At 41.0% G+C, this 13,098-nt stretch carries 10 protein-coding genes; 5 read left to right on the top strand and 5 right to left on the bottom strand.

Going from position 1 to position 13,098, the window contains the following annotated elements; all coding sequences use genetic code 11:
- Nucleotides 1-117: 117 nt before the first annotated feature.
- Nucleotides 118-1,062 (bottom strand): 4-hydroxy-3-methylbut-2-enyl diphosphate reductase, encoded by a 945-nt coding sequence (locus ACE4RR_RS09585; RefSeq protein ID WP_375535189.1) that lies wholly within the window; start codon nucleotides 1,060-1,062, stop codon nucleotides 118-120.
- 148 nt (nucleotides 1,063-1,210) lie between these two features.
- The gene (gene vrrA / locus ACE4RR_RS09580; RefSeq protein ID WP_375535188.1) at nucleotides 1,211-1,612 is read right to left on the bottom strand and encodes a VrrA/YqfQ family protein; all 402 of its coding nucleotides are present in this window, start codon (nucleotides 1,610-1,612) and stop codon (nucleotides 1,211-1,213) included.
- Nucleotides 1,613-1,648: 36 nt separating this feature from the next.
- On the opposite strand from vrrA, the gene ACE4RR_RS09575 reads away from it, so the two are divergent.
- Nucleotides 1,649-3,016, top strand: coding sequence for a DEAD/DEAH box helicase (locus tag ACE4RR_RS09575; RefSeq protein WP_375535187.1), 1,368 nt, complete (start codon nucleotides 1,649-1,651; stop codon nucleotides 3,014-3,016).
- 12 nt (nucleotides 3,017-3,028) lie between these two features.
- Nucleotides 3,029-3,928, top strand: coding sequence for a deoxyribonuclease IV (locus ACE4RR_RS09570; protein ID WP_375535312.1), 900 nt, complete (start codon nucleotides 3,029-3,031; stop codon nucleotides 3,926-3,928).
- A gap of 150 nt (nucleotides 3,929-4,078) precedes the next feature.
- Here ACE4RR_RS09570 and ACE4RR_RS09565 read toward each other — a convergent pair whose 3' ends face one another.
- On the bottom strand, nucleotides 4,079-4,327 hold the full coding sequence (locus tag ACE4RR_RS09565; protein ID WP_375535186.1) for a DUF2624 family protein: 249 nt from the start codon (nucleotides 4,325-4,327) through the stop codon (nucleotides 4,079-4,081).
- A 226-nt stretch (nucleotides 4,328-4,553) separates the two neighbouring features.
- Here ACE4RR_RS09565 and ACE4RR_RS09560 point away from each other — a divergent pair, with 226 nt between their 5' ends.
- From ACE4RR_RS09560 to ACE4RR_RS09550, 3 genes are all read left to right on the top strand, one after another.
- Entirely contained in the window at nucleotides 4,554-5,918 is a 1,365-nt protein-coding gene (locus ACE4RR_RS09560) for an ATP-binding protein (RefSeq protein ID WP_375535185.1), read from the top strand.
- 217 nt (nucleotides 5,919-6,135) lie between these two features.
- The gene (locus tag ACE4RR_RS09555) at nucleotides 6,136-6,837 is read left to right on the top strand and encodes a lytic transglycosylase domain-containing protein (RefSeq protein WP_375535184.1); all 702 of its coding nucleotides are present in this window, start codon (nucleotides 6,136-6,138) and stop codon (nucleotides 6,835-6,837) included.
- A gap of 286 nt (nucleotides 6,838-7,123) precedes the next feature.
- The gene (locus tag ACE4RR_RS09550) at nucleotides 7,124-8,410 is read left to right on the top strand and encodes an IS110 family RNA-guided transposase (RefSeq protein WP_375535183.1); all 1,287 of its coding nucleotides are present in this window, start codon (nucleotides 7,124-7,126) and stop codon (nucleotides 8,408-8,410) included.
- 802 nt (nucleotides 8,411-9,212) lie between these two features.
- Here ACE4RR_RS09550 and ACE4RR_RS09545 read toward each other — a convergent pair.
- Together ACE4RR_RS09545 and ppx are read right to left on the bottom strand one after the other, a co-directional pair.
- Complete coding sequence (locus ACE4RR_RS09545; RefSeq protein ID WP_375535182.1) at nucleotides 9,213-11,321, bottom strand: RNA degradosome polyphosphate kinase; 2,109 nt, start codon at nucleotides 11,319-11,321, stop codon at nucleotides 9,213-9,215.
- A 94-nt stretch (nucleotides 11,322-11,415) separates the two neighbouring features.
- Nucleotides 11,416-12,957 carry an exopolyphosphatase gene (ppx, locus tag ACE4RR_RS09540; protein WP_375535181.1) on the bottom strand — a complete coding sequence of 514 codons (1,542 nt, stop codon included), beginning with the start codon at nucleotides 12,955-12,957 and terminating at the stop codon, nucleotides 11,416-11,418.
- Nucleotides 12,958-13,098 lie beyond the last annotated feature (141 nt).

The raw sequence follows: 13,098 nt of genomic DNA, 5'->3' as shown, positions 1-13,098 counted from the left end.
CACATTAATAAATAAAACTGCACTTCAATTATTAGATAATGTCCAATAATTGAGGTGCAGTTCAGTTCATATTGGCAGGTTTTTTCTCCCCACCGTCCCGTTCCGGTCTCGTTTTTCTTATTTTTTTACTTTTACTTTCGGCAGGATTTTAGATCCTTCCACTTTCTTCTCGGTTTTCCATGTTTCCATATCATTTTCGTCATATTGTTTTAAGAAGGTTATAACTTCTCTTGTAATTGGAGTTGGAGTGGATGCTCCAGCTGTAACAGCAATCGTTTCAATACCATGGAGCCATTCGAGCTTTAATTCGGAAATGTCTGCAATACGATGGGCAGGAGTGCCTGCAATTTGTTTGGAAACCTGGGCGAGCCTGTTAGAATTATTGCTTTTTGGGTCCCCAACAACAAGCATTAAATCTGCTTCTTTTGCTTGCTCAGCTACAGCTTCCTGGCGGACCTGAGTAGCCATGCAGATCTCGTTATGAATCTCTGCGTGTGGATATTTTTCCATCGCACGGTTCATAATTTCTGAAACATCCCACTGGCTCATAGTAGTTTGATTTGTAATAATAATTTTCTCAGAATTGATATTAAGCGCATCTACGTCCCCGGTGTTCTCAACTAAATGAACAATATCCGGGGCAACACCGATTGCTCCTTCTGGCTCTGGGTGCCCTTTTTTTCCTACATAGATGACGTGATAGCCTTCTTCTTTTTTATCACGAATCAGATCATGGGTTCTTGTAACATCCGGGCACGTTGCATCTACAGTAGTCAGCCCTTTTTCCTTGGCAAGTTTACGCACTTCCGGAGAAACACCGTGTGCTGTAAAAATAACAGTTCCTTTTTCTACTTCTCTAAGAATCTCAAGACGGTTCGGCCCGTCCAATGAAATGATGCCTTCCTCTTCGAAAGCATCTGTTACGTGCTTGTTATGAACAATCATTCCTAAAATATATATCGGCCTTGGCAGGTCAAGATTACTTGCTGCCTGCCTGGCCAGTACCATTGCATCAACGACCCCATAGCAGTAACCGCGTGGGGATATTTTTATTACTTCCATAACAGCCTCCTCGTAAAACGGGTAATCATTCTCTTGCATCATGCTGTAACTTCATTCTTTCACCATCTTAAGATGAAGAAATCTATCATCATTATACAAGCAGTAAGGATAATTGTAAAAGGAGGAGGGATACGAGAATCTCTTACTGTTAAACGTAAAGCTTAGGAGGAGGTAATTTGCCTGGTGAAAATTCATGGAAGCTCTCTTCAGCATCGAATTCTTTGATGGATTCCTCCGTCCAGCTGCTTTCTTTGACAGCTGGTACCTTAGGCAGGGCGGGAAGGGCACTGCTGGCAGAAAGCAATTTCCATATAGCAGGAAGCTGCCGAACGATCGGGTAATACTGCCGAATCATTGGTGTGACAGTCTGCGCCACGCCTACCATCTTCTGTATTTGAGGCATAAGTCCTGCAATCCCACCGCCGCCGGAAAAGCCGGCTCCCGGAAATGCTCCAGGCATGGAAGGCGGGAATGGACCAAATCGGCTCATTGACATAGGGGACGGGGGCTGGGGAGGAGCATTCATGTAGTTAGGGTGTATCGGAAACACACGTATCATCCTTTCCATCGCTGGATGGCTTTGTTTATGATAAAATATGTTAATGTCCCTGCTGGTGTGCAGATGGCACCACGGAAAAAGGAAGGAAGTATAATGGAAATGAATGGATTTAAACGATTTGAACTGCATGACTTTTTATTAAACGCACTGCAGCAGCAAGATATACACAAACCAACAGATATTCAAGAACGCCTGATTCCGGCAATAATAAATGGAAAAGATGTGATTGGCCAGTCGAGGACAGGGTCAGGAAAGACGCTGGCGTTTCTGCTCCCGGTTCTCCAAAAAATTAATCCAGAGATTCCCCGTGTTCAAGCGGTAATAACAGCGCCAACAAGAGAGCTGGCAGGCCAATTATATGATGTTTTAAAACAACTGATCACAGCTGATCCGTCGTCAGGGATTACTGCTAAAAAGATCACAGGCGGAACAGATCGCACCCGAACGATTGAAAAGCTGCAACAGCAGCCTCATATTGTGGTAGCAACACCTGGCCGGTTAAAGGACATGACATCTGCACAGGCGCTTGATGTGCACCAGTGCGGCATGATGGTAATAGATGAGGCAGATCAAATGCTTGATATGGGATTTCTCGAAGACTTAGATCCAGTAGCTGCACTCATGCCAGACAACCTACAAATGATGGTATTCTCAGCAACCATTCCGGCAAAACTTCAACCTTTTCTTAAAAAATATCTACGAAACCCGCGGCATGTAGAAGTTAAGGCTTCTGAAGAAAATCCTGCGAGGATAAAACATGTATTTATATCATTAAAGCACCGGGATCGTACCGAAGTAACAGTCGAGTTTGCTAAAAGCATTCAGCCCTATCTGGCACTGATTTTTACAAATACGAAAGAAGAAGCAGATGAAGTGCTTGACGCTCTTCTTAAGGAAGGGTTAAATGCTGATGCATTACATGGAGGTCTTACTCCGAGGCAGCGTAAACAAGTAATGAAAAAAATCATGCAGCTCAATGTGCAATATATTGTCGCAACTGATCTTGCTGCACGCGGTATGGATATTAAAGGAATATCTCATGTAATAAATCATGCTGTTCCGCGGGAACTCGAGTATTACATTCATAGAACCGGTAGAACAGCTCGTGCCGGAGAAAGTGGTGAAGCCTATACACTCTACGAAAATGAAGATACAGAGGCTCTGATAAAGCTGCAAAAGCAAGGAGTAGTACCAATATTTGCAGATTGGAAAAAGGGTGCGCTTATTCCTGCAGAAGGACCGTCATTAAAAAGTAATAGAAAATCATCTAGTTCAGCTGACCGCACGATCCGAAAACCAAAACCCAAAAAAGTTAAACCAGGGTATAAGAAAAAAGCACAGGCTGAAGCAATGAATAGACAAAAACGTGCAAGCAGAATAAATAAAAGTAAATAAGAGGAGAGATAGATAATGCTGCTAGGTTCTCATGTTTCTATGAGCGGAAAGAAAATGCTGCTTGCTTCGAGCGAAGAAGCAGCCTCATACGACGCAACGGCAATGATGATTTATACTGGTGCCCCCCAGAACACCCGCCGAAAACCTATTGAGGAATTAAATGTTGAGGAAGGAACAAAACATATGCGTGAGCATGGGATTGAAGAACTGATTGTTCATGCACCGTATATTATTAACATAGGAAATACGACAAAACCTGCAACATTTGAACTGGGTGTTGAATTTCTGCGCTCAGAAATTATTAGGACAGAGGCTCTTGGTGCAAAGCAGATAGTACTTCATCCTGGTGCCCATGTCGGTGAGGGTGCGGAAGCTGGAATTAAAAAAATTATTGAAGGATTAAATGAGGTGCTTGAGCCAGGTCAAAATGTTCAAATTGCACTGGAAACAATGGCGGGAAAAGGTTCTGAGTGCGGAAAAACATTTGAAGAATTAGCAGAAATTATCAATGGAGTAACGCATAACGAGCTTCTTTCTGTATGTTTCGATACATGTCATACGCATGATGCAGGATACAACATAGTAGAGGACTTTGACAGTGTTCTTGATCAATTTGACCGTATTATCGGAACTGATCGGCTAAAGGTACTGCACATAAATGACAGCAAGAATGAAAGGGGAGCTGCGAAGGACCGTCACGAGAATATCGGATTTGGATATATCGGTTTTGATGCACTGAATTACATTGTTCATCATCCTTCGCTTGCTGCGATACCGAAAATTTTAGAAACTCCTTACGTTGGGACTGATAAAAAAAGTAAACTTCCTCCATACAAAAAAGAAATTAAAATGCTGCATGAGCAGGCCTTCCATGAGAAATTAAAAGAAGAGCTCGGCATGCCGGCGCACTAACAAAGAGAGAGCTTCTCCCGAATGGGCAGCTCTCTTTTTAAAATAAATTTCGTCTGATCATTAAAAGGCGTTATTTCGAGAAATGTAATCTTAAGAGAGAATGAAAATGTAAGAAAAGCTGAGACAAATGCCGATATGGCAAGTTATTTTTTAAAAATAATGATGAAAGAGCTGCTGAAGAACGACATATGCATCTGTTGAAACAATCCTCCTGGCTTTCGTTAACAATTGTTCAATTGATGCTTTATCATCTATGCTCCAGAGTTCATTTTTTACAAGCATAAGCAGATCATTTGCTTCCTTTATTGATAAGGATGCCCCGTATTGTTCAGCATACATCATTACATCTTCGGCTTTCATTTCCATTATTTTGGCTTTAATCATGTGATTTAGAAACAATCATGTCACTCCCTTTTCCGCTGTCGCTGATATATCTTATGAAATAGACAAAAAGGAGTGAAAAAGAAAAATAGAAGAAGAAATTATTAGAAAAAAAGTAGGCAATTTTAGAAAATTTTAGTATAATCGATAAGTAGTAAGATTTGACATCGACTAATATATACACTTAATTAATAAAAATAAAATTGTATTGTTTACGGGGGCCGGCTATACGAGGAGGGGTTATATGTACGAATCTCTGCGTACATTAAAAATATCTGATTTTGAATCAGAATTTGATGCTTTAAACGAGGACATAAAATGGGTAATAAGCCGGGATGGCAGAATATTGGCATCCAACAGTATTGCCAAAACGCTTATGGAGGATCACGTTTTTTTTGTTGACTGTTTTGATGGACAGGATAAGACAAAATGCCTTTTTTATCTTAATGGATTGGAAAAGCAGCGGATCAAACAGAATGCAGTCCTTTATCACCCTCACAATGATAAGTTTATTGCCGTCCGATACAGTGGGATTTGGAGTGACGGAGTGTTTTTACTGTCGGGAACGTATCAGTATGAACTTGAGTCCAATACTACAGTTCTAAATGATATATTAACGCAGTTTGAACAGCCATATGCTGTAATTAATCATAGGATGGAAGTAACTGAATGCAACAAGCCCTTTAGAAATTACTGCGATAATGCCGTCAAGGATGCCGAGGGAAGCATTAATATTGAACATGCTGCTGAAAAAACGGTATGTCTCTCTGTACTCCCGCGGTTAATCAAAGATACTTTTTTCAAGAAGCGATCTCTACAGCTTGAAATGAAGAATGATCATTCCAAGGAATATATGGTATATAAAAGTGTGTATTTGAAACCTCATGACCGAGTGTTAATTATGCTGTATGATTATTCTTACGAAAAAAAATATAATCACCTTCTAACCTTTCAAGATCAAATGGAATCTGTATCTTATTTAGCCGCTGGGGTTGCTCATGAGCTTCGTAATCCGCTTTCCGTTATAAAAGGGTTTTTGCAGCTTTCTTCTTTAACCGACAGCTTCGAAAAGTACTCTGATACTATTCTGTCGGAGACAGATAGAATGAACGAAATTATCGATAACTTCTTGTCTGTCGCTCGAAAGAAAATTAAAAAAGAAATTACTACCCCAAAGCGCTTAATGGAAAGTGTTATTGATATCGTAAAATCCGAATGTCTAATGCAGGGCATTCATTTTGATTATAATGTTCAATGCGGTTATGAAAAAATTAAAGTAAATGAATCTTCATTTAAGCAGATTATTCTCAATGCTCTTCGAAATTCAATAGAAGCCTTTCCGAAAGATGCACAAAAAAATACATTTTCTTTAATCAGTGAGATACAAGATAATCATCTCGTTATTACTCTTAAAGACAATGGACTGGGAATTCCTGAGGACGTGTTAAGCAATCTGGGTAAACCATTTTTTACAACGAAAGAGAAAGGAACCGGAGTGGGGATACCCCTCTGCAGAAAAATTATGGAGGATCATGGAGGTTTATTCTCGATACACAGTTTAGAGGACGAAGGAACGACAATTACTCTGCAATTTCCTATACTCAATTAAATTTCCATGCTGTTTGTGCCTGTCAGTCAAAGGAATCGACTGACAGATTTTCACATGCCAATTTTATGTAATTATAAATAATCACCCCCTTATTTCTTGACGGGGTGATTATTTTTTGTTAAAAAGGATAATCGTAGGAAGAAATTCGTAGGCTTATTATCTTTTTCATTTATTCTTCCACGGAAAAAAACATAACACGAAATATTTGGAGGTGTGAATGTTGTCATTATGGCAAATTAAATTGGCGGGATTAATTCTTCCTGCGGTTTTTTTCATCAGTGGATTTGATCGCGAACATATGGATGAACATATAAAAAAACTTGAATCAGACAGCAAAGAATTAGAAGAGATAAAGGACATTGAAGAAGGCTCCGAATTTCTGGAGAAATCAGAGGATGCTTCTCTTGATATGGACTATCGCGACTGGAAGTATGCGAAAGCTAAAGCTGAGACAATGAAAGAGGAAAGTGAAGACCGTTTTAAACTCGAATGGGGCATTTTTCTGACTCATCAAGCCGAAAAGAAAGATATTGATCCAGAACTGGTTTATGAATTATTAAGAGTGGAGACAGGAGATACATTTGATCCGGAGCTGACAGGACCCGAAACTAAATATGGAAAGGCATACGGCATGGCCCAGTTCATGAAAAACACTGGACCGTGGATTGCGAAAAAAGCAGACATGCCGTATAAGGATTCTGATTTATTTAATCCGTACTATGCGATTCAATTATCGATCGAATATCTTGATTATCTGCATGATAAATATGAGAATTGGGATGAAGCATTAACCGCTTATCATCGAGGAGTCGGCGGTCTTGAATCGTACAAAGATAAAAATGGCGATGCAAAAAGCTGGTATGCTGTTGAAATTCAGGATAACGCAGAAGAACAGAAACAACTGCTTGCTGCACAATAAGAAGAAAAAACTTCCTCAAAAGTATCAAATATAAGACGTCATGGGGCTGTATCATAAATGATACTCGCCCCTTTTGCATGGTAAAAAAAGCAGGGGACAAGTCCTACGCTTTCCGTGGGCAGCGCTTCAGCTAACCGGGCGAAACCCGCGCCCGGCGGATCTTCAGCCGCTGCTCTTCCCACTGGAGCATTCCTGTTGGGGGAGATATCCTCCTCTTGAACGAAAAAAGGTCCTCCGTTAAGATGCGGATATAGACAAAACCACACATCGAAGGAGGACCTTACACATGCATGATAAAGTGAATCACAAAATTAATCAAGTGACAGAAAACACGGTGATCATCGGAGTAGACATCGCCAAGCGCGCGCATTACGCCTGTGCGATTGATGATCGCGGGAAGGAGCTTGAGCGCGCCTTTTCCTTCAAGCAGTCGCTCCAGGGCTTCACTGGCTTCGTTCAGGCCATTCGGAAGGTGCAGGCCAGGCATCAGAAAACGAAAGTAATCATTGGCTTTGAAGCCACCGGCCACTACTGGAAAAACCTCGCGGAACACTTACGAAATGAAGATCTGATGTACGTCATGGTAAACCCGATGCACGTCAAGCGTTCCAAAGAGCTCGAGGATAACAACCAGTCCAAAAACGATAAAAAAGACGCTCGGTTAATCGCTCGTCTGTTCGAAAACGGCTACTACACCTTTCATCGCTTTCCGGAAAGCATCGAGGCAGAACTCCGCGAGTGTGCCACTTGGAAAAGGGACCTGATCAATGAACGGGCCCGCTTAAAAAACAAGCTGATCAACTGGGCCGATCAATACTTTCCGGAATTCCTGGAAGTTTTTAAAGACTGGGGTATTCAGGCGCGCACGGTCCTCCGATATACGCCCTTTCCACCAGACGTCCAGACACGTTCACTCGAGGAATGCGTGGCCTTATATCAAGAAGACGAAGGCTCCCGATTCTTATCCCGAAACAAAATCGCCAAGCTGAAAGAAAGGGCTCCATTATCCATTGCCCGCACCCAAGGGAGGGACATGGCCTATTTCAAACTGGTCACTCTCTTAGATCAATACGACCTGGTAGACAAGCAGATCCAGGAGATCGAAGAAAAGCTCTTCTTCTATGCCCGTCAGCTTTCTGATGTCGAATGGATCACGTCCATCCGCGGCGTGAGTAAAACACAGGCAGCCGAGCTTCTTGCCGAAACCGGACCACTCTCGCAGTATGATCATCCACGCCAACTTATCAAATTAGCGGGATTAACGTTGCGGGACAACTCTTCCGGGAACCATGAAGGCGAAAAACGATTGTCCAAACGGGGACGGAAAGCCCTGCGAGCACTGTTGTTTCAAATGATGACGACGATTCTGCCAAATAACGAGACCTTCAAAGACATGTACCAGTATTATACAGACCGGCCCGCCAATCCACTCAAGAAAAAAGAAGCGAAAGTGGCGCTGTGTCGGAAGCTTCTTCAAGTCGTTCACGGCATGAGTAAATACCAGAGAGCCTTTGATCCCGACCGGATGAGACGGGACCTCCCGAGTCATCTGTCGGTGAGACAAGCGGCATAATGCATACCGACCAGGCACTCATCTCTCTTGAATCATGACAACAAAGAGGATCCGGAGAAGCCGCCAAACGGAGACATACGACCTCGAGTCCAAGCTGGAGCATCATGCGGCCTCCGCCTTAGGATGAGACCCAACGAAGGAAAGCATGCGCTCGACGCCAAGAGACGTGGGAGGGTACGTCCTTCTAAGACACGCGGAGATCCAAAAGGGCATCGGAATACTCTTCTCCGTTAACAATGAAAAGTTAGCGACCGCAACGTGTCACTGCATTTACCATTTTTTACTCTTACAAAGCTTTCTGTTGTTCTTTGACAACAAAATATTTTTTTAGAGATATTATCACCTTCTAACCTACTGGTATATCAACCTTTCCGGAGGGAGTCTTCGGACTTGTCCCTGCTCTCTTCTATTTAGGATACTATTTTTCTATGCGATTAAGATTTTTCGAAAAAATAAGAAAGTATGGTTTTGTTGATTTCATCCCTGCAGGCGGCCGCTTTCCGCGGGGCTTGTCTTCAACTAATTCTGTCTCAGCGAAGCTTCGCAAGAATGGATTTTCAGACTTCAAAGTATAATCAGTTTGTCTGATTTTAGGCTGACTGAATAACTTTTGGTTTTGTCCCTAGGTTTATAACATCCTTCCTGAAGAGGGCAGCGTTTACACTTTTCGACATCAAAATAGTGGGTTTCTCTCACCATATCGTATAGTCCTCCGTACTGGCTTACATTCATGGATAATGGACGCTCTACCATCGAATCCCTCCCATTTATGTATTACAAATATATACTGCCATTTTTCTTCTTAATCATCCTGCTCTTCAATAAATCTCGAAGCCCATTCAAAAAATACTAATTGACTTTCGAGAGACTGTTCTTCCTCTGCCCGCTTTTTGTATCGGTATGAGCCGTCGACTAATTGTTCACGCGATTTTACATTATCACGTAATGTTACTTCAAGAATCATTAAGAATCGCTTTTTTAACTTCTCCTCTAATATCGGAAACATAATCTCAATTCTTTTTTCCATATTGCGAGTCATCCAGTCAGCAGATGAAAGAAACATTTTTTTATTTCCATTCAGATGAAAATAAAACATTCTTGTATGTTCAAGAAAACGGCCGACGATGCTTTGCACGCGGATATTATCACTAACTCCAGGCACTCCCGGCCGTAAGCAGCAGATGCCTCTTACGATCAGGTCAATTTTCACACCACTGCGTGAAGCTTCATAGAGCTTTAAGATTAGAGGTTTGTCTGTTAAAGAGTTCATTTTCGCGATAATTCTGCCCCAGCCAAATTTTTTGTGATATTCCATCTCCTCTTCAATATATCGAAGAAGGTCATCTCTTATTTCTATTGGGGAAGTGGAAAGGAGATGCCATACTGGTTTTTTACTGTAGCCACTTAAATGGTTAAAAAAGTTGGTGGCGTCTTCTCCGAATTCTGGCTTTGAGGTAAATAACCCCATATCTGTATACAGCTTGGCAGTGGAATCATTATAATTGCCGGTCCCTAAATGTACAAATCGTTCTATCTTACCGGCAGATTGTCTAACTACAAGCGTAATTTTACTGTGGGTTTTTAAACCGGTTATTCCATAAATGACGTGCACGCCTGCTTTTTCCAGCTTTTTTGCCCATTGTATATTATTTTCTTCATCAAATCTTGCTTTCAGCTCAACTAAAACGGTCACCTGCTTTCCGTTCTCTGCTGCTGTTGCCAAGGCATTTATGATCGGCGAGTCTCCGCTGACTCTATACAAAGTCTGCTTAATAGCAAGTACATCTGGGTCTACTGCGGCAGCGCTCATAAAGTCAATAACTGGCTGAAAAGATTCATACGGATGATGAAGGAGAATATCTTTTTTTAATATTGCTTGGAAAATATCAGATTCATTTATTAAATCTTCAGGCGGCTGCGGTATAAAAGTTTCGTGAACGAGATGTTCCCACTCTGAAGATAGAAGTGAGTATAATTTAAATAAAAAAGTAAGGTCAAGCGGACCGCTCAGGCAATACACATCATTTTCGTGAATTTCTAAAGAGGTTTGAAGATATGTTAAGATCTTTTCATCCATCATTCCTTTTTGGTATTCAAGACGTACTGCTGCTCCCCATTTTCGTTTTTTTAATTCTTTTTCAATTTCCCTTAGAAGATCTCTTGCCCCCTCTTCATGAATAGTTAAATCAGCATTTCGAGTCAGCCGGAAAGGAGAGACAGAGGAGACACTATAGCCTTCAAATAATTCCTCGATAAATTCACTTATTACATGCTCAAGCATAATAAATTGTTTTTTTTGATCATTTGAAGGGAGCTCGACAAACCGATTGATAACAGAGGGAACCTGTACTATTGCGTTGCTCTCATAATATGGGTCGCTTTCATCAGTAAGCCTTACTGCGAGATTGATGGATTTGTTCAGAAGCATAGGAAAAGGCCGGTACGCATCTACGGCCATAGGGGTAAGCACTGGAAAAATGTAATCCTCAAAATATTTCTTCGCGTATTCCTGCTGAGTTTTGTTTAATTCGTCAGGGGTTAAGAATTCTATTCCTTCCTGATGAAGAAGAGGAAGCAGTGTTTCCGAATAAAAATTATCCTGCAGCCTCACAAGAACTTTGTTTTTGTTCGTAATCACCTTCAGCTGCTGCTTCGGAGTCAGTCCTGCTTTATTTTCCGGCTTATTAAACCCTGCTTTTACTTGATCTTTTAGCCCTGCAACACGAACCATGAAAAATTCATCAAGGTTAGAACTAAAAATTGCAAGGAATTTTAGTCGTTCTAATAATGGATTTCTTTCATCCAGTGCTTCTTCGAGTACTCGTTCATTAAAGGCGAGCCAGCTGAGTTCGCGGTTATTATAATAAGATGGGTTGTTCAAATCAGAAGCAGAAAGTTCAATGTCAGTCACTCCCACTACACCTCTTTCAGCCTTTAGTGTCAGAATGCATTTTCTGTTTAATTGTAGCACCCAAATGTAAAGGGAATATTAATTAGTATGTGCTTCATTCGTGAAAATGCAGCTCAATATCTTTGTTAAGGACTTTTTCAATGTGCTTTTTATATTTATCGCTCTTCACTTCTTCAAAGTAGCTTGCAGTATTATCTCTGCAAAATATATGGACATTTAATGCTTTTGAATGATCTGCCACTTCAATGTGCTGCACAATTTTTCGGTGTGTTCTATTCAATGAGTAAGCAAGCTTTAACAGAGAGCCGAGCAGCTCCAGCCGTTTTAATTTATCTTTTGTTAAATAATTATCAAATGGCTGTGCAAATTGCTTAAGCCAGGATTTAGATTTAAAGGAAGCTATAAACGCCATCGCGAGTCGTTCTCTATGGGATATACCATCAATGGAACGGTTGGTTAATAAATAAAACGTGTGCTGGCTGCTCGCTTCCCCGCTTATAAATTCTCCAATGTACAATACTCTTGCACTCATCCGGAGCAAGCGTTCATTTTCCTCATGAAGCAGTTTTTCTGGTAAATGGGGTTCAAACTGTTCATAAAGCTGGCGGGCTATTCTTCCAACCTCCTGCACGTAGTCCTCGTGCATTTCGAATTCCCTCATGAGCTGAAAAAAACTTTCTTCAGCAGCCTCAGGAAAAAATTCTGCCTGATAATCCTTCAGGAGTTCTTCGTACAAAAGTCCATCACGCAGCCCTTTATTGCTCATCATAAAATAAGGAGCGCTGACATGTTCAATTAATAAATGTATGACACGTACAGCAGGGATAATAACATCAGCACGATCTTTTGATAAACCTTCAATATTTTCCCTTTCTGACAACGAATTGCTCTCAAACAGATCAAGGGTCGACATCACACCTTTTGTAGAAATGATATATTGATGTAAACCTGAAAGTGGATACTTTGTCTCAGCCTGATGCACAAGAGCCATATTTCGTGCACTTCCCCCGATTCCAATCACCGGGAGCTTTGATCGATGGAGCCATTCAAGCTTGGAGAATTCATCTTTCACGAAGGAGGCAAGCTTTTTTAATTCTGCCTTATTTCCGTTTGTGTCTTGAAGATATTTTTTCTTTAATGTAAGAGCACCAAATGGAAAGCTGTGGGAATGAATTAGTTTTTTATCTTTAAACATTGTTATTTCTGTACTGCCGCCGCCAATATCAATGGTGATTCCTTCTTTAACGGATGTGGAATTAACTACCGCAAGATACCCGTAATATGCTTCTTCTTCACCAGACAATACTCTCACAGGCAATGAGGTTTCCGTTTGGATATAATCAATAATGCGCTGTTGGTTAGCAGCGTTTCGAATAGCAGCAGTAGCTACTGCCTGGACACTTGCTACCCGGTGGAAGGACATTACTTCTTCGAACTGAATGAGCGCGTTTTTCAGCACCTCAAATCCTTTTATTGTTAATTTTTGCTCTTCATTAATATGATCACTTAAACGGGCGACTTTTTTTAAGTTATGAATTTCACGAAACCCTCGTTTTTCATCTACTTCATGAATTACAAGTCGAATAGAGTTTGAGCCGATATCAATGACTCCGACTTTTTCTTTTATATCCTTCATCGATAAGCCTCCTGGGTATGACTTTATCCTCTTTTATCGTATATGCTTCGTCGCAAAAGGACAAGTTGCATATATTTACAAGCTTAAAAGAGGGCGGTATACTTTAGAAGGTATAAAACGTAATGATTCTGATAATAGTTG

Origin of the sequence: Alteribacillus sp. HJP-4, from assembly GCF_042139015.1 — a bacterium.
Classification (GTDB): domain Bacteria; phylum Bacillota; class Bacilli; order Bacillales; family Marinococcaceae; genus JBHIKY01.
This window is presented reverse-complemented; position numbering and strand designations above follow the sequence as displayed.

Excerpts from the sequence above, each read along its gene's own strand:
- ACE4RR_RS09560 (WP_375535185.1), top strand. The coding sequence starts at position 4,554 with ATGTACGAATCTCTGCGTACATTAAAAATATCTGATTTTGAATCAGAA.
- ACE4RR_RS09555 (WP_375535184.1), top strand. The coding sequence starts at position 6,136 with ATGTTGTCATTATGGCAAATTAAATTGGCGGGATTAATTCTTCCTGCG.
- ACE4RR_RS09550 (WP_375535183.1), top strand. The coding sequence starts at position 7,124 with ATGCATGATAAAGTGAATCACAAAATTAATCAAGTGACAGAAAACACG.
- ppx (WP_375535181.1), bottom strand. The coding sequence starts at position 12,957 with ATGAAGGATATAAAAGAAAAAGTCGGAGTCATTGATATCGGCTCAAAC.
- ACE4RR_RS09575 (WP_375535187.1), top strand. The coding sequence starts at position 1,649 with ATGATAAAATATGTTAATGTCCCTGCTGGTGTGCAGATGGCACCACGG.
- ACE4RR_RS09585 (WP_375535189.1), bottom strand. The coding sequence starts at position 1,062 with ATGGAAGTAATAAAAATATCCCCACGCGGTTACTGCTATGGGGTCGTT.